Here is a 14,592-nt window from a genome sequence, read left to right on the forward strand (position 1 = left end):
GTGCGACGCCACCCCGGGGCATCGTTAGGGAACCGATTCCAGGCCAACCTACTGGCCATCGGCACCCCGGCACAACACGCTAGGGTCACAAGCTCGCAACCATTCGATGCGCATACACCTCCGCCATGGGAGCGCTCCCTCACCTCCGCTCTGGAACCGGTTCCTTTTTCCGGCACCGGCGACTACGATTTGACGCGGCGCGTACCCCGCGTCGGGGCCACGCAGCTGCGTGATCAGGTCGAGGAGGACCGATGAGCACGATCGCGGACGTCGCGTCACGTGCCGGCGTATCGAAGGCCACCGCGAGCCGCGCCCTGAGCGGCCGAGGCTACGTGTCGGAGACGACCAGACTGCGGGTCGAGGATGCCGCGCGCGATCTCTCCTATGTGGCGCACTCCTCCGCGACGAGCTTGGCGACCGGGCGCACCCAGACCGTGGGCGTCGTGATGCCGCCCGTGGATCGATGGTTCTTCGCGGAGCTGCTCGCGGGGGTGCAGGAGTCGCTGTTCGCCCTCGACTACGACCTGTCGCTCTACGGTGTGCCCGAGGGATCGAAGACCAGAGAGCGGCTGTTCGAGAGCGTGCTCCCGGGGAAGCGCTTCGACGGGATCATCGCCGTCGGCATCCAGCCGAGTGCTCGCGAGCTCGAGCGGCTGCAGCAGACGGGGCGTCCGCTCGTGAGCGTCGGCCCGTACAGCGAGGGCTCGAGCGCGGTGTCGATCGACGACACCGCCGCCGCGCGCATCGCCACGGAGCACCTCATCGAACTCGGACACACCGACATCGCCTTCGTCGGCGGATCGACGGATGTGGCGGAGCTGAGCTTCGGGGATGCGCAACGGCTGGAGGGCTACCGCGGCGCGCTGCAGGCGGCCGGGCTCGCGGCGCACGCGCGCGTCGCCGGCGCGGCCCCGACCATGCCGGGCGGCTACACCGCGGCGGCCGGGCTGCTCGGCGACCGGCGGCGCCGGCCGACGGCCATCGTCGGAGTGTGCGACGAGGCTGCGATCGGTGCGATCATCGCCGCCCGACGCCTGGGAATCGCCGTACCGACCGAGCTCAGCGTCGTCGGGATCGATGATCATGAACACGCCGACATGTTCGCCCTGACCACGATCGGGCAGGCACCCCGCGACCAGGGGCACGAGGCGGTGCGGCTGCTGACGCAACGGATGGATCACCCCGACGCGCCGCTGGAACGCGTCGACGCGGCATCCGCCCTCGTGGTGCGCAGCTCCACGGCCCCTCCTCGCTGACTTCGTGGCATGCCGGCATGCCGCGCACGCCCTGGAACACGCCGGGAACGCACGAGTCATGGGCCTGAAACCGTCCGGGAACGCCGAAGGCCCCGGGCGAACCCGGGGCCTTCGGTGAGAAACGCGTGAGCGTCGCGATTACTTGAGGGTAACCGTTGCGCCTGCCTCTTCGAGAGCAGCCTTGGCCTTCTCGGCGGTCTCCTTGTTGGCGCCCTCAAGGACGGCCTTCGGGGCACCGTCGACGACAGCCTTGGCCTCGCCGAGACCCAGCGAGGTGAGCTCGCGGACGGTCTTGATGACCTGGATCTTCTTGTCGCCAGCAGCCTCGAGGATGACGTCGAAGGAGTCCTTCTCTTCCTCAGCCTCAGCAGCGCCTGCGCCACCCGCGGCACCGGCAACGGCGACGGGAGCAGCAGCGGTGACCTCGAACTTCTCCTCGAACGCCTTCACGAAGTCGTTGAGCTCGATGAGGGTCAGGCCGGCGAACTGCTCGAGCAGTTCCTCGGTGGAAAGCTTCGCCATGATGTATCTCCTAGATAGATGGGGTTTGTAGACGAGATCGCAGGTCGCTTACGCGGCCTCTGCGGTCTCCAGCTTTTCGCGAAGAGCATCGATGGTGGCCGCAGCCTTGCCCATCGTCGCCTTCATCATGCCCGCAGCCTTCGCCAGCAGAACCTCGCGGCTCTCCAGCGCGGCGTACTTGTTGACCTCGTCCGCGGTGAGGGCGTTGCCCTCGAAGATGCCGGACTTGATCACGAGAAGCGGGTTGGCCTTGGCGAAGTCACGCAGAGCCTTGGCGGTGGCGACGAAGTCACCGTGCACGAACGCGACAGCCGACGGACCCTTGAGGTCGTCGTCCAGCGCGGAGATGCCAGCCTTGTTGGCGGCGATCTTGGTCAGCGTGTTCTTCACCACGGCGTACTCAGCGTCCTGACGGATGCTGTTGCGCAGCTCCTTGAGCTGGGCAACCGTCAGACCGCGGTACTCGGTCAGCAGAACGGCAGTCGAGTTCTCGAATGACTTCGTGAGCTCGGCGACCGATGCATCCTTCTGCGCCATGGTCACTCCTTGGTGTGTACGAGGCGCCGCACGGTGGTGAGGCGCCGACCTTGACCACCTGCAATAGAAAAAGCTCCGGCGCAAGCGCACGGAGCTTTGGAAAGTTCGTGTCCTGCGCGGGCCCCTGCTGTGCAGAGCTTCGATCGCTGCGTGCTTGCGCACACGACGATGACCAGCGGTCTTCGGTTCGAGATAACTGTACCTCACCCGCACCCCTCCCCCAAATCCCGTCGCCCCGCACCTCAGCCTCCGACGAGTGGGGGGCCGGGCTGCGGGGGATGCGGGAGGGCGGCGTGTACGAGAGGTGAGGGTCGGCGGACGGGGTTAGGGTCGAAGGGTGACCCCGGAACTCTCTGCACGCATCGTCGCGGACTCCCGCGACCGCGTGGCATGGTTGAGAGCTCGCTCCCGGGGAATCACCGCCACCGACGTGGCAGGGCTCACCTCGGAGAAGTCGATCGCCAGGGCTGCGGACTCCAAGCTCGGCGGCGGACCCCGCTTCGGCGGCAATGCCTACACGGATCACGGTCGCCGGCGTGAGCCCGAGATCGCGGCATGGGTCGCCGCAACCCACGGCATCCTCCCCTCGTCGGCGCTGTTCCGCGCCGAGGTCGAGCACCGTCACCTCGCCACCCCTGATGGCATCGCCGTCGACGCGGACGGGCGCGTGAAGCTGGCCGAGATCAAGACCACGAACAAGGCATTCCGCGGAATCCCCCGCACCTACCTCCGCCAGGTGTGGTGGCAGCAGCACGTGCTCGGCGCCGAACGCACCCTGTTCGTCTGGGAGGAGCACGTCGACTTCGCCCCTATCCACGACGAGCCGCGCTGCGTGTGGATCGACCGCGATGACCGTGAGATCGCGAAGCTCGTCGGCCTCGCCACCGACCTCATCGACGAGCTCTACCGTCGCACCACCGGCCAGCAGGTTCCGAGCCGGGCGATGGACGCCGCCGCCAGCCGTCGCGAACAGCTCCGCGAGCGCGATGCGTTCCGCGCGCTGGCACTCGCCGACTGATCGGGCGACCCCACCGGCAAGACACCCCGCTCAGGTGCAGGTGTTGTTACCGCCGAGTCCCAGCAGACCCCCGACCGACAGCGAACGCGTCGCGGCCGGGGAGACCCACGACGTCCCGGAGTAGACGGTCTCGACCTTCACCGCGTTCGTCGATCCGAGGAGACTCCCCAGCAGGGTGTTCAGCAGGCCCGAGCTGATGGTGGAAGTGTAGGTGTACGGACCCGACCCGCTCTGCGTGACATTGGTGTTATCCACGACGACGTTGTTGATGGAGAAGCGCTGCTGCACCTTCAGATAGGGCGATGTCCAGGTGATCGTGAAGCCCGTGAAAGTGCCCAGGAAGCTCGTCACCGTGCACGAGGTGACCACGGGGCTCGCCAGGGTCGCCGCGGTGAAGGACCCCGCGGCGTACTCGCTGTCAGTGAAGGCGGCGTCGGTCATCTGCACGGGGGGCGATGTCGCGACTCCGATGAGCACCGCGAGACCGACCGCACCGGCGAGGATGCGTGCGCGCGTGTGACGTCTCATCTCGCCCCCTCCGTCTCGGACGCCCCACGTCTGCGACGGAGGAGCACCAGTGCCGCGCCCCACACGACGAGCGCAGCGCCGGCACCGACCGCCCAGGGCACGCCGAGCGGCAACCCCGTCGTCGCGAGCCCGCCGTCCGACCCGACGAACACGGTCTCCCCCGCGCCCTGGGCGTGTACGCGGACATCGGTGCTGCCGGCACCCGATCCACCCGAGGGATCCAGGTGGATGGTGAGGCGCACGTGCGCTGTCTCCGTATCGGGAATCTGCGTGAGAGGAACCTCGACCCCGTCCCGGGGGATGCTCCACCCCGTGCGCAGCGCGGTCTCGCCGCCGGGGCATCCGGTCTCGGTCCAGGCCTCCCCACACGTCGAGACGTCGAGGAGCAGCGGCGCGTCACCCGTCGCACTGAGAGCGATGCGCACGATTCCCGGATCCGGAGCGTCAGCGCTCACCGCGATGTCCCACTGCACGGGCTGTCCGGGCAGCAGGCTGGCCGCGGCCGCCCAATCCGCGACCGAGACGAGACGGAGGATCGAGCCCTGGATGACCTGCGTCGTCGGCGCCGCCCATGCGGCGGCCGGCATCGCGATCGCGACGACCGCGAGCATCACGACGGCGAGGGCGCGTCTCATGGCCCGTTCCCGTCGAGGTGGCGACCGGATCGGCGCTGCCCGCGCGGCCAGAAGGCCCACACCACCAGGGAGGTTGCCGCGACCGTCAGAGTCCCCAGCACGATCGGGTCGCCCATGCCGGCGATGACCAACGCGATGCCCGGAACGGAGAACAGCACCTTTCGCACCGAGGACACCGTGTAGGGGAACGGGTCGCCTGCGGCATTGGCGTCTCCACGCATCGTGATGATCCGCTCCTGCGTGCCGGCGCCGGGGGCGATCGTGGTGACCCGGTGCGTCACCGGCAGCTCTCCCTCGCGGTCGACCGTCACCACGTCGCCGACCTGCACCTCGCTCGCGGGCACGCGTTGGACCACCGCGACGGAGCCGGCCGGAATCGTGGGCGACATCGAGCCGGTGCGGAACATGATGAGCGTGATCTGCGCGGTGAACGCGAGCACGACGAGCAGGATACAGACCGCACCGGCGACCGCGGCGACCCACAGCAGCGCATCGCCGAGCATCTGCCCCGGACGCATCCGGGTGAGTACCTTCGCCGCGGTCGCGTGGGGTTCGACCGCGGCGAAGGACATCTTCTCCTCCCGCAGGCTGCGCCGTGTCGGGGTCGTCATCTCCTCTTCCTCTCCCTGGCATCGGCTCTGCTATGAAGAAGTCCCGAGGAACTGCCAGGTCTGCGTCATCGTCAGCCCCTGCGCCGCATTCGGAGCTGTGAGGGGAAGCGTGACGGCGAAGCAGTAGTTGACCGAGGCCCCGCCGTTCGCCGTGACTGCCTGTGCCCCCGACCCGTTCGCGGTGAGCGCAGAACCGTCCGCGACGACTGCCGTTCCCGCCGCATACGTCGTCGAGTTGCAGGTCGTGCCGGCGATCGTGCGCACCCCGTACGTGAGATAGGTCGCCAGCCCGGTTCCTCCCGGTGTCCCGGCGGTCAGCTGCAGCGTTCCCGCCACCGAGGGGTTGGCGGTCTTCACGCTGAACAGCGCATAGGTCGAGTTGCCCGGCGCCATCGCGGTCGGAGCGAGTTGGAAGTTCAGAGTCGCTGCCGTGCCGGCGGTCGCATGGCTCGAGAAGGTGGTTCCGTCGATCGCCCCGACGATGTCGAACCTCCCGGCCGTGAAGCTCGCCGATCCGTACTCGGAGTCGTTCCATGCGGCGAGGGTGGCGGCGACGCCGATGCCGAGCACGAGCCCGCCCGCGAGGACAGCTCTCAGCCGACGGGAGCGCAGCCGCCGCCTCTCCCGCACTTCTCTGCGGGTGACCATCACATGCTCAGTTCGTCGACGTGGCCGTGAACTTCCAGGTGGCGTTGGTCACCAGGCTCGGTTCGAGGACAGCGTCCGCAGTCACTTTGAAACACAACTGCACAGCCGTGCCGGGATCGGTCGAGGTCGCCCCTGCGGTGAGCGGCACGGTGGTGACGCCGGTCTGGAGGTCGAGCGTCGTACCGGTCGCGATCGGTGTGCCCGTCGCCGATGCCGCGTTGCACGTCGCCCCCGGCGCCAGCTGATAGATCGAGTACGACAGGTGATCGGAGTTCGACGTGGCCGCGGCATCGGCTGTGGTCCCGTCGGCGACGAGGTTCGCTCCGCTCGTCGTGCCGGCCGCGAGGCGCACCCAGAATCCGGCGTAGACCGAACTCGTCGGCGACATGTTGCCCACGAGCCCCGCCGGCAGGGTGAACGCGAGAGTCGCTGCCGTACCGGCCGAGTTGTGGTCGGCGTAGGCGGTGCCGTCGGTCGAGCCCTGCAGGTTGAACGCGCCCGCCGTGAAGGTGCCGTTCGCGAACTCGGAGTCGTTCCAGACGGCGAGCGTCACTGCGGTACCGATGCCGAGTACGAGCCCGCCGGCCAATACCGCCAGGACTTTGCGCTGGGTTGCCTTGGTTGCCATATCGCTTCCCCCTCAGGAATTCGTGAACCACGCGAATGCCTGTCCTCGATCGCCCCTCAACGACCCCGCATCCGTGCGTTTGCGCCATCCTCTCCCCGCCTCATCCGCAGAACAAGGCGATTTCGCGCACGACATTCGCTCATCCCGCGCAGATCAGGACCCGCGCCAAAGATCACACCCCTCGGCTCCGGTGTGACTCCGGGCCCGACTTCGGCGGGCTGACCGGGGTGCCGCCGAGAACCCGTCGGGCTTCGACGGCGACCTCTGCGGCGATGGTGTCGAGCAGCTCCGATCGCAGGTTCCACTGCTGCCAGAACAGCTGCACCCGAAGCGTCGGTCCCCCCAGGGGCACCAGTCCGCCCGATTCCTGCTGCACGGGCACCATCCCCCAGCCGAGTCCGAGGGTGACCGCGAGGGCGTAGTCGTGAGAGGCGGGAACGTAGTGCCGCGGAACGCCCTCCTGCGCGACCGACATCGCCCTGAGCCATTCGTGCTGGAGGGTGTCCCTGCGATCGAAGTCGACGAACGGCGCGGCGGCCAGCGCGGTCGAGGTCACACCCTCTGGAAACCAGCGCGCCGCGAAGCCCGGTTCGGCCATCGCCCGGTACTCGAGAACCCCGAGAGGCGACACCGAGCATCCCGAGACCGGGGTCTCCTCGCTCGTGACCGCCGCCATCACGGTGCCCGACTCCAGGAGGCGCGCGGTGAAGTTCTGGTCGTCTCGATGCAGGTCGAAGTCGACGTCGTGCTGTGCGGAGAGCCGTGCGAGTGGAGCCAGGAACCAGGTGGCCATCGAGTCGGCGTTCACCGCGAGGGGGATGGCGATCCGTCGTGTGCCGTCCGCTTCGTCGATGCCCACCCCGACGAGCGCGTCATGCTCCAGCAGTGCGACCTGTCGAGCGAGACGCACGATGGCCTCCCCCGCTTCGGTCAGCCGCGCGGGCTTCGTGCGCACCACCAGGATGCGGCCGAGCTGCTGCTCGAGCGCCTTCAACCGCTGGCTCACCGCCGAAGGGGTGATCCGCAGCCGCTTCGACGCGGCATCCAGCGTCCCCTCGTCGACGATCGCGGCGAGGGTGGTCGCGAGTTCCGGATCGATGCGCACGTTAGCAATGCTAATGCTCCCATAGAAATCTTCGCTTCTCTTCATGTGAACGGGTTCCTAGGCTGGACCCATGCTCACGGTTCTCGCCGGCCTCGGACTCGGCCTCTCCCTCATCGTCGCGATCGGCGCGCAGAACGTCTTCGTGCTGCGTCAGGGAATCCGCCGCGAGCACGTCCTCGCCGTCGTGCTCATCTGCGCCCTCTCCGACGCCGCATTGATCGCAGCAGGCGTCGCTGGCCTCGGCTTCGTCCTGTCCGCCGCGCCGTGGCTGGTCGTGGTCGCGCGGTGGGCCGGAGCACTGTTCCTGCTGTCCTACGGCGTCTTGGCCGCACGACGCGCATGGCGCGGAGGCGAGGAACTCGACGTCGACGCAACGGATGCTGCAGCGCCCGGCACCCCCGTGACCGATGGCACCGCCGTGACGCTGACCCGCACGCGACTGGCTCCCGTGATCCTGACCACCCTCGCGCTGACCTGGCTCAATCCGCACGTGTACCTCGACACCGTGCTGATGCTCGGCTCCATCGCCGCCACCCACGGTGACGAACGATGGCTCTTCGCCGGCGGGGCGATCGCCGCCAGTCTCCTGTGGTTCACCGCGCTGGGATTCGGTGCGCGCTATCTCGGACGCTGGCTGCGCACTCCGCGGTCCTGGCGCATCCTCGACGCCGTGATCGCGGTCGTCATGATCACGATCGCCGTCAGCCTCGTGCTCCCTGTCCTGGGAGGATGACCCGCGTCAGGCTCCGTCGATCTGGGCGAGCCGGGCGCGGACGAGACGCTCGAGGACGTCCCTCGGGATCGGGTGCTCGGGCTGGAAGCGGATGGTGCCCTTGTCGACGCTGACACCGGGATGTCCGTCGAGGGCCTCCGCGACGGCGGCGACCGCGTCCGGGCTGAACGGGTAGACGCCGATGTGCTTCTTGGCGCGCATCACCGAGAGCAGCGGTCGGCCGTGGTGCACGAGCGCGGGCATGCCGTATCCCTTGCCCTGCTCCGCGTCCGGCGCCTCCTGGCGCGCAACCGCGTAGATCCGGTCGATCGCGTCACGGTCGGCGGCGGCGAGGTCAGCGAGGTAGTCGTCGATGGTTCCCACGAGGGCATCTTGCCACCGATCTGCGCGCGGTGCGAGGCTCAGACGCCTACGGACGCGGGTTCACGCACCGTCGAGCGGACGCATGATGCGGGTGAGGAACCGCTGCGTGCGCTCGTGCTTCGGCGCGCTGAAGATCTCGGCCGGGGGCCCCTGCTCCACGACCACACCGCCGTCCATGAACAGCACATGATCGGCGGCTTCGCGTGCGAAGCTCAGCTCGTGCGTGACGACCGCCATGGTCCAGTTCTCGTCGGCGAGCTCCTTGATCACGAGGAGCACCTCCCCCACGAGTTCCGGATCGAGCGCACTGGTCGGCTCATCGAACAGCAGCAGGTCAGGCTTCAGCGCGAGCGCCCGCACGATGCCGACACGCTGCTGCTGGCCACCCGACAGCTGGTGCGGACGCGCATCCGCCTTGTCGGCCAAGCCCACGCGATCGAGCAACGCGAGCGCCTCGGCGACGACCTCGCCCTTCGGACGACCCTGCACCCGCCACGGACCCTCGATGACGTTCTCGAGGACGGTGAGGTGCGGAAAGAGGTTGTGGTGCTGGAACACCATCGCCGAGCGGTCGCGCAGCGCGAGCCGCTTCTGCTTCTGCACCCGGGGCGAAGGCTTCTGCGCGGGTGCGAAGTCGATCTCGGGCCCACCCTCGACGACGATCGTGCCGGCGTCCGGCGTCTCGAGACCGTTGAGGGCGCGCAGCACCGTCGTCTTGCCCGAGCCGCTGGGACCGATGAGCACGACGACCTCGCCGCGGTGCAGGGTCAAGTCGATGCCGCGAAGCACCTCGTTGTCGCCGAAGCTCTTGTGCAGGCCACGGGCGGTGAGGAGAGCCTCTGGGGCGTTGTCAGTGCGCGACACGGCTGTCGAGCCTCCTCTCGAGGGCGCTCTGGCCGAACGACAGCACCAGGCAGAGCACCCAGTAGACCAGCGCGGCGGCGAGATAGAGCACCATGAATTCGTAGGTCGTCGAGGCGATCTGCTGCGCCACCTTGAACAGCTCGGTCACCAGGATCAGTGACGCGAGCGAGGTGTCCTTCACGAGCGAGATGAACGTGTTCGACAGCGGAGGCACCGACACGCGCGCCGCCTGCGGCAGGATGATGCGGGTGAGTGTGCGGGTGCGGTTCATGCCCACCGTGTACGCCGCTTCCCATTGCCCCTGCGGGACCGAGAGGATGGCGGCACGAACAACCTCGGCACCGTACCCGCCGACGTTGAGCGACAGGGCGATGATCGCACTCGGCCACGGGTCGATCGTGACACCGATCGACGGCATGCCGTAGAAGATCACGAACAGCTGCACCAGCAGCGGCGTTCCGCGGATCACGGAGATGTAGAACCTGGCGACGCCCGAGAGGATCGGGTTCACCGAGATTCTCATCAGGGCGATGCCGATAGCGATGAGCAGGCCCAGAGCGAACGAGGCCAGCGCCAGCGGCACCGTCGCTGTCAGGCCCGCCCAGGCGATCGGCCCGAGCGAGTCCAGGAACAGCTGCCAGGGATTCTCCATCGATTACTGCGAGACGTCTTCGCCGAAGTACTTCTTGCTGATCTCTGCCAGAGTGCCATCCGCGCGGAGCTCGTCCAGGGCGCCGTCGACAGCCTTGACGAGAGCGTCCTTGTCCTGAGTGAAGACGAAGGCCTGCTCGCCCGCCTCGTCGGTCTCGGCCGCGATCTTCAGACCGGTCGGGCTGTTGGTCGTCTCGTAGTCGAGGAACGTCAGCTTGTCGTTGATGGTCGCATCCACGCGCCCCTGGCGCAGGAGCTCGACGGCCTGCGCCCAGCCCTCGACGCCCTCGACCTTGGCGCCCGACTCTGTGGCGAGGTCGTTCCAGTTGCTCGTGAGCGACTGTGCGGTGGTCTTGCCCTCGAGGTCGTCGAACGATGAGATCGAGTCATCGTCTTCGGCGACCACGATCACGCCGGGAGAGACCGTGTACGGCGTGCTGAAGAGGTACTTCGCCTCGCGCTCGTCGTTGATCGTGACCTGATTGGCGATCACGTCGAAGCGTCCGGCGTCGAGACCCGCGAAGATCGCGTCCCACTGGGTCTCTTCGAACTTCACCTCGAGACCGAGCTTGTCCGCGACGGCCTCGATGATCTCCACGTCGTATCCGGTCAGGTCACCGGCGCCGTTGTCACCGTGGAAGCTGAAGGGGCGGTACGTGCCCTCGGTCCCGATCGTGAGGGTGCCGTCCTTGGCGAGACCGTACTCCGAGCTCGTGGAGCTCTCTCCGCCCGAGGTGCTCGCGGGCGTGTTCGATCCGCTGCACGCGGTCAGTGCCGCGGCGGCGACGACGAGTGCGGTGACGGCGATGAGACGACGGGACATGAACCCTCCTGGGGTGTGAAGCGCGGTGCGAGTTTACGCGACCGTCGCGGGAACTCCCCCACAGTACGTGGCGCATCGCAGTTCCGGGCATCCGATGACGTTTCGTTTCGCGGGTCCTCGAAGACGCAGAAACGCCCCCGGGCGGACCCGGGGGCGTGTTCTGCGAGTCAGACTCAGATGGCGTTGACGTCCAGCGGGATGCCGGGGCCGAACGTGGTCGACACCGCACCCTTCTGGATGTAACGGCCCTTCGCGCTCGACGGCTTGAGGCGGACGATCTCCTCGAGCGCTGCACCGATGTTCTCGTTCAGCTGCTCGGCGGTGAAGGAGGCCTTGCCGACGACGAAGTGCACGTTGGCGTGCTTGTCGACGCGGAACTCGATCTTTCCGCCCTTGATCTCCTCGACGGCCTTGGCCGGGTTCGGAGTCACGGTGCCGGTCTTCGGGTTCGGCATCAGACCACGCGGTCCGAGCACCTTTCCGAGACGACCGACCTGGCCCATGAGCTCCGGAGTGGAGACGGCGGCGTCGAAGTTGGTCCAGCCATCGGCGACCTTCTGGATGAGCTCGGCGCCGCCGACCTCATCGGCACCTGCGGCGATCGCTGCCTCGGCCGCGGGGCCGGTGGCGAAGACGATGACGCGGGCGGTCTTACCGGTGCCGTGGGGCAGGATGACGGTGCCGCGCACCATCTGGTCTGCCTTGCGGGGGTCGACGGCGAGCTTCAGCGCGACCTCGACGGTCGAGTCGAACTTCGACGAGCCGGTCTCCTTCGCGAGGGCGACAGCCTCGGTCGGGGTGTAGAAACGGTCTGCCTCGATCTTCTCGGCGGCAGCCTTGTAAGCCTTGGACTTGGTAGCCATGATTATTCTCCTCAGCCCTCGACCGTGATGCCCATGGAACGGGCGGTGCCGGCGATGATCTTCGAGGCGGCCTCGATGTCGTTCGCGTTCAGGTCGGCCTGCTTGGTCTCGGCGATCTGACGGACCTGGTCCTTGGTGATCTTCGCGACCTTGACGGTGTGCGGGGTCGCGGAGCCCTTGGGGACGCCGGCGGCCTTCTTGATGAGCTCCGCAGCAGGCGGGGTCTTCAGGATGAACGTGAAGCTGCGGTCCTCGTAGACGGTGATCTCGACGGGGATGACGTTGCCGCGCTGCGACTCGGTCGCGGCGTTGTACGCCTTGCAGAACTCCATGATGTTGACGCCATGCTGACCGAGCGCGGGGCCGATCGGCGGCGCCGGGTTGGCTGCACCGGCGTTGATCTGAAGCTTGATCAGGCCGGTCACCTTCTTCTTCGGTGCCATTCTCTTTCCTTTCATCGAATCGGATGCCGGAGCATCCGCTTCTCCCACAGGTCCGGCGGTTCCGGAACGTGGTCGTCTCTGCGCACGCCGAAGCGTCGCACAAACCACACAAGTCTACCCGATCAGGAGGCGCGCGGAATACAGCACGCCTACGCAAGAAATGGCAGGGTGGCGGGAGGCCGAGACGCGACAGAGGGAGACGCGAATGCGACTGTTCCGCAGACGACCGAAGGAAACGAATTCGGTATCCACTCCGATCGTGCAGGCAGAGAACCCCACTCCGGTGCGCGGCCCGGCCTTCACCGGACGGGCCCTGGCACTGAAGTATCCAGCTTCACCTGATTTCGCGGCCTCGCATGCGGAGCAGTTCGTCACGAGCATGGAGGAGTTCGAGGGCATACGGCTCGACTACTCCCGAAACAGCCTGCTCAGTGTGGACACCTTGCTGGGCAGCTTCGAGGAAGGCGGCAGCGATGCAGTCGCCACGAGCGTCTTCGAGGCGGGCTGCTACGTCGGAGAAGTCTTCGTTCGACACCACGGGTATGCCTGGGTCGACGTCGGTGACAGCAGCGACCTCTTCGACTTCCGCATGGTGATCACGGGTCCTCATGGGAATTATGCGAACCCGATCGGCAGGGCGTTCAAACGCGTCGAGAACGGCCCGGAAGACAGTGTCTCCGCATTTGTCACCGGCATCCTCGCCACAGCTCAAGGAGCCTCCTGACCGGAGACGCTCCTGATGCCGCGCACGCGACGCCTCCACCGGTGCGGACGCGAGAACGGCCGCCCCGAGAGGGGCGGCCGTTCTCGTGAGGATGTGTGTCAGACCATCTTGGTGACCTGGTCGAACGACAGCTCGACCGGGGTCTCACGCTCGAAGAGGGAGACGAGCACCGTGAGCTTGCCGCTCTCGGGCTTGATCTCGCTGATCGAACCGGGAAGACCCGCGAACGAGCCCTCCTTGATCGTGATGGTCTCTCCGACCTCGAAGTCGACCTCGGCCGGGAGCGGACGAGCGACGGCGACGCCGCCCTTCGACGCGATGTTCTTGGCCGTGGGGACGTCCTTGACCTCGACGAGCGACTTCAGCATGTTGAAGGCCTCTTCGAAGCGCAGCGGCGTCGGGTTGTGGGCGTTGCCCACGAAGCCGGTGACACCCGGGGTGTGGCGCACGACAGACCAGGTGTCTTCCGTGAGCTCCATGCGCACCAGCACGTAGCCGGGGATGCGCACGCGGGTGACCATCTTGCGCTGGCCGTTCTTGATCTCGACCACGTCTTCCATCGGGACCTCGATCTGGTAGATCTCGTCCTCGACCTCGAGCGTCGACTTGCGCTGCTCGATGTTGGCCTTCACCTTGCGCTCGAAACCGGCGTAGGAGTGGATGACGTACCACTTGCCCGGGAGCATGCGGAGGTCCATGCGGAAGGCCTCGTACGGGTCTTCCTCGGCTTCCTCGTCGTCCGAGGACTCCTCGTCGCCCTGCGTGTCATCCGCGCCGAGGTCGGGCCCGTCGTAGGGGGTGACCTCGTCGGCCGCCGCAGCGTCGAGCTCGGCGACCTCTTCGGCCACAGATTCGTTGAGGACCTCAGCGGCAGCTTCAGACTCAGCCGCTTCGTCCAGGTTGAGAGCGTCGTTCACGATCGCGTCCGCCTCCGGGTCGTCGATGTCGATGTCGATGTCAGCCGTGTCATCCTCTTCGCCGTCCTCGTCTTCGACGTGGACCGCGACGTGCTCAGCCGAGGTGACCGAGAGCTCTTCCTCAGCGAGGACGTTGCCCTCCTGGGCTTCGTCTTCCTCGCTGGACTGCTCTGCGGCGGTCGCCCAGTCGGCGTCGTCGGAATATCGTTCAGACACGTTGTTTTTCTCCATAGCTGCGGCGCGAGCCGCGGGGGTCATCAGCCAGGGATTCCGAACACCCAGTGCGTCACGAACGCGAACAGCGTGTCCAAGCCGTAGACGATGCCCATGACGATCAGAACGAAGACGAGCACCACCCCGGTGAACTTGAACAGCTCCTTGCGAGTCGGGGTGACGACCTTGCGGAGCTCGGCGATGACCTGGCGGATGAACAGGGCGATGCTCCCGAAGAACCGGGAGAAGGGGTTGCCCTTCTTCTCGCGGGTGGCGCCGGCCGCGACGACCTCGCCGCGCGGTTCGTCCTGATCCATCCTGAATGTACCTTTCGTGTGTCAGCGTTGCGCTGACGCGCAGGGCGGACAGGAATCGAACCTGCAACCTGCGGTTTTGGAGACCGCTGCTCTGCCAATTGAGCTACCGCCCTAGAGACCGGAAGGTCTCGGGGTGTTCTCCCCACTCTGCCACCGTAACTGTGATCGGGAGACCCCAGGCACGGCGAAAGAA

General features: G+C 67.1%; 20 protein-coding genes and 1 tRNA gene. 4 read left to right on the top strand and 17 right to left on the bottom strand.

Going from position 1 to position 14,592, the window contains the following annotated elements; all coding sequences use genetic code 11:
* The first annotated feature begins 251 nt into the window (after positions 1-251).
* A complete protein-coding gene (locus ACFVWL_RS02175) occupies positions 252-1,256 on the top strand; it encodes a LacI family DNA-binding transcriptional regulator (RefSeq protein ID WP_387177933.1) in 1,005 nt (334 codons plus the stop codon).
* Between the two features lie 138 nt (positions 1,257-1,394).
* Here ACFVWL_RS02175 and rplL read toward each other — a convergent pair whose 3' ends face one another.
* Both rplL and rplJ read right to left on the bottom strand, forming a co-directional pair.
* Positions 1,395-1,778 (bottom strand): 50S ribosomal protein L7/L12, encoded by a 384-nt coding sequence (gene rplL / locus ACFVWL_RS02180; protein WP_045262351.1) that lies wholly within the window; start codon positions 1,776-1,778, stop codon positions 1,395-1,397.
* 48 nt (positions 1,779-1,826) lie between these two features.
* Entirely contained in the window at positions 1,827-2,315 is a 489-nt protein-coding gene (rplJ, locus tag ACFVWL_RS02185; protein ID WP_017829129.1) for a 50S ribosomal protein L10, read from the bottom strand.
* 337 nt (positions 2,316-2,652) lie between these two features.
* Here rplJ and ACFVWL_RS02190 point away from each other — a divergent pair, with 337 nt between their 5' ends.
* Positions 2,653-3,333 carry a YqaJ viral recombinase family protein gene (locus ACFVWL_RS02190; RefSeq protein WP_387177936.1) on the top strand — a complete coding sequence of 227 codons (681 nt, stop codon included), beginning with the start codon at positions 2,653-2,655 and terminating at the stop codon, positions 3,331-3,333.
* A gap of 30 nt (positions 3,334-3,363) precedes the next feature.
* On the opposite strand, the gene ACFVWL_RS02195 is transcribed toward ACFVWL_RS02190, so the two are convergent.
* From ACFVWL_RS02195 to ACFVWL_RS02220, 6 genes are all read right to left on the bottom strand, one after another.
* Positions 3,364-3,861: a hypothetical protein gene (locus ACFVWL_RS02195; protein ID WP_387177939.1), complete on the bottom strand. Its 498-nt coding sequence runs from the start codon at positions 3,859-3,861 to the stop codon at positions 3,364-3,366.
* Positions 3,858-4,496: a hypothetical protein gene (locus ACFVWL_RS02200; protein WP_387177942.1), complete on the bottom strand. Its 639-nt coding sequence runs from the start codon at positions 4,494-4,496 to the stop codon at positions 3,858-3,860. Before ACFVWL_RS02200 ends, ACFVWL_RS02195 begins: the two co-directional genes overlap by 4 nt.
* Complete coding sequence (locus ACFVWL_RS02205; RefSeq protein WP_387177946.1) at positions 4,493-5,107, bottom strand: signal peptidase I; 615 nt, start codon at positions 5,105-5,107, stop codon at positions 4,493-4,495. Before ACFVWL_RS02205 ends, ACFVWL_RS02200 begins: the two co-directional genes overlap by 4 nt.
* Before the next feature lie 30 nt (positions 5,108-5,137).
* Positions 5,138-5,755: a SipW-dependent-type signal peptide-containing protein gene (locus ACFVWL_RS02210; RefSeq protein WP_387177950.1), complete on the bottom strand. Its 618-nt coding sequence runs from the start codon at positions 5,753-5,755 to the stop codon at positions 5,138-5,140.
* A 7-nt stretch (positions 5,756-5,762) separates the two neighbouring features.
* Entirely contained in the window at positions 5,763-6,383 is a 621-nt protein-coding gene (locus tag ACFVWL_RS02215; protein WP_387177953.1) for a SipW-dependent-type signal peptide-containing protein, read from the bottom strand.
* 172 nt (positions 6,384-6,555) lie between these two features.
* Positions 6,556-7,488 (bottom strand): LysR family transcriptional regulator ArgP, encoded by a 933-nt coding sequence (locus ACFVWL_RS02220; protein ID WP_387177956.1) that lies wholly within the window; start codon positions 7,486-7,488, stop codon positions 6,556-6,558.
* Positions 7,489-7,558: 70 nt separating this feature from the next.
* On the opposite strand from ACFVWL_RS02220, the gene ACFVWL_RS02225 reads away from it, so the two are divergent.
* Entirely contained in the window at positions 7,559-8,221 is a 663-nt protein-coding gene (locus ACFVWL_RS02225; RefSeq protein ID WP_387177958.1) for a LysE/ArgO family amino acid transporter, read from the top strand.
* 6 nt (positions 8,222-8,227) lie between these two features.
* Here ACFVWL_RS02225 and ACFVWL_RS02230 read toward each other — a convergent pair whose 3' ends face one another.
* The 6 genes from ACFVWL_RS02230 to rplK all read right to left on the bottom strand — a co-directional run bounded on the left by ACFVWL_RS02230 (position 8,228) and on the right by rplK (position 12,228).
* A complete protein-coding gene (locus tag ACFVWL_RS02230; protein ID WP_387177961.1) occupies positions 8,228-8,584 on the bottom strand; it encodes an iron chaperone in 357 nt (118 codons plus the stop codon).
* A 60-nt stretch (positions 8,585-8,644) separates the two neighbouring features.
* Positions 8,645-9,448 (bottom strand): amino acid ABC transporter ATP-binding protein, encoded by an 804-nt coding sequence (locus tag ACFVWL_RS02235; RefSeq protein WP_387177964.1) that lies wholly within the window; start codon positions 9,446-9,448, stop codon positions 8,645-8,647.
* Positions 9,435-10,100 (bottom strand): amino acid ABC transporter permease, encoded by a 666-nt coding sequence (locus tag ACFVWL_RS02240; protein ID WP_387177966.1) that lies wholly within the window; start codon positions 10,098-10,100, stop codon positions 9,435-9,437. Before ACFVWL_RS02240 ends, ACFVWL_RS02235 begins: the two co-directional genes overlap by 14 nt.
* Positions 10,101-10,103: 3 nt before the next feature.
* The gene (locus ACFVWL_RS02245; RefSeq protein ID WP_387177968.1) at positions 10,104-10,922 is read right to left on the bottom strand and encodes an amino acid ABC transporter substrate-binding protein; all 819 of its coding nucleotides are present in this window, start codon (positions 10,920-10,922) and stop codon (positions 10,104-10,106) included.
* Between the two features lie 173 nt (positions 10,923-11,095).
* Positions 11,096-11,785, bottom strand: a complete 690-nt coding sequence (gene rplA / locus ACFVWL_RS02250; protein WP_387177971.1) for a 50S ribosomal protein L1 — start codon at positions 11,783-11,785, stop codon at positions 11,096-11,098.
* Between the two features lie 11 nt (positions 11,786-11,796).
* Positions 11,797-12,228, bottom strand: a complete 432-nt coding sequence (gene rplK / locus ACFVWL_RS02255) for a 50S ribosomal protein L11 (RefSeq protein ID WP_056312763.1) — start codon at positions 12,226-12,228, stop codon at positions 11,797-11,799.
* Positions 12,229-12,433: 205 nt separating this feature from the next.
* Here rplK and ACFVWL_RS02260 point away from each other — a divergent pair, with 205 nt between their 5' ends.
* The gene (locus tag ACFVWL_RS02260; protein WP_387177974.1) at positions 12,434-12,952 is read left to right on the top strand and encodes a hypothetical protein; all 519 of its coding nucleotides are present in this window, start codon (positions 12,434-12,436) and stop codon (positions 12,950-12,952) included.
* Between the two features lie 98 nt (positions 12,953-13,050).
* On the opposite strand, the gene nusG is transcribed toward ACFVWL_RS02260, so the two are convergent.
* The 3 genes from nusG to ACFVWL_RS02275 all read right to left on the bottom strand — a co-directional run bounded on the left by nusG (position 13,051) and on the right by ACFVWL_RS02275 (position 14,512).
* On the bottom strand, positions 13,051-14,085 hold the full coding sequence (nusG, locus tag ACFVWL_RS02265; protein ID WP_387177977.1) for a transcription termination/antitermination protein NusG: 1,035 nt from the start codon (positions 14,083-14,085) through the stop codon (positions 13,051-13,053).
* Positions 14,086-14,126: 41 nt separating this feature from the next.
* A complete protein-coding gene (gene secE, locus ACFVWL_RS02270) occupies positions 14,127-14,399 on the bottom strand; it encodes a preprotein translocase subunit SecE (protein ID WP_387177980.1) in 273 nt (90 codons plus the stop codon).
* A gap of 40 nt (positions 14,400-14,439) precedes the next feature.
* A tRNA-Trp gene (locus ACFVWL_RS02275) sits at positions 14,440-14,512 on the bottom strand.
* Positions 14,513-14,592: the final 80 nt, after the last annotated feature.

It is taken from the genome of Microbacterium sp. NPDC058269 (assembly GCF_042881445.1).
Classification (GTDB): domain Bacteria; phylum Actinomycetota; class Actinomycetes; order Actinomycetales; family Microbacteriaceae; genus Microbacterium.

Coding starts and splice junctions, on each gene's coding strand:
- ACFVWL_RS02175 (WP_387177933.1), top strand. CDS start 252: ATGAGCACGATCGCGGACGTCGCGTCACGTGCCGGCGTATCGAAGGCC.
- rplL (WP_045262351.1), bottom strand. CDS start 1,778: ATGGCGAAGCTTTCCACCGAGGAACTGCTCGAGCAGTTCGCCGGCCTG.
- rplJ (WP_017829129.1), bottom strand. CDS start 2,315: ATGGCGCAGAAGGATGCATCGGTCGCCGAGCTCACGAAGTCATTCGAG.
- ACFVWL_RS02195 (WP_387177939.1), bottom strand. CDS start 3,861: ATGAGACGTCACACGCGCGCACGCATCCTCGCCGGTGCGGTCGGTCTC.
- ACFVWL_RS02200 (WP_387177942.1), bottom strand. CDS start 4,496: ATGAGACGCGCCCTCGCCGTCGTGATGCTCGCGGTCGTCGCGATCGCG.
- ACFVWL_RS02205 (WP_387177946.1), bottom strand. CDS start 5,107: ATGACGACCCCGACACGGCGCAGCCTGCGGGAGGAGAAGATGTCCTTC.
- ACFVWL_RS02210 (WP_387177950.1), bottom strand. CDS start 5,755: ATGGTCACCCGCAGAGAAGTGCGGGAGAGGCGGCGGCTGCGCTCCCGT.
- ACFVWL_RS02215 (WP_387177953.1), bottom strand. CDS start 6,383: ATGGCAACCAAGGCAACCCAGCGCAAAGTCCTGGCGGTATTGGCCGGC.
- ACFVWL_RS02225 (WP_387177958.1), top strand. CDS start 7,559: ATGCTCACGGTTCTCGCCGGCCTCGGACTCGGCCTCTCCCTCATCGTC.
- ACFVWL_RS02240 (WP_387177966.1), bottom strand. CDS start 10,100: ATGGAGAATCCCTGGCAGCTGTTCCTGGACTCGCTCGGGCCGATCGCC.
- ACFVWL_RS02245 (WP_387177968.1), bottom strand. CDS start 10,922: ATGTCCCGTCGTCTCATCGCCGTCACCGCACTCGTCGTCGCCGCCGCG.
- rplA (WP_387177971.1), bottom strand. CDS start 11,785: ATGGCTACCAAGTCCAAGGCTTACAAGGCTGCCGCCGAGAAGATCGAG.
- rplK (WP_056312763.1), bottom strand. CDS start 12,228: ATGGCACCGAAGAAGAAGGTGACCGGCCTGATCAAGCTTCAGATCAAC.
- ACFVWL_RS02260 (WP_387177974.1), top strand. CDS start 12,434: ATGCGACTGTTCCGCAGACGACCGAAGGAAACGAATTCGGTATCCACT.
- secE (WP_387177980.1), bottom strand. CDS start 14,399: ATGGATCAGGACGAACCGCGCGGCGAGGTCGTCGCGGCCGGCGCCACC.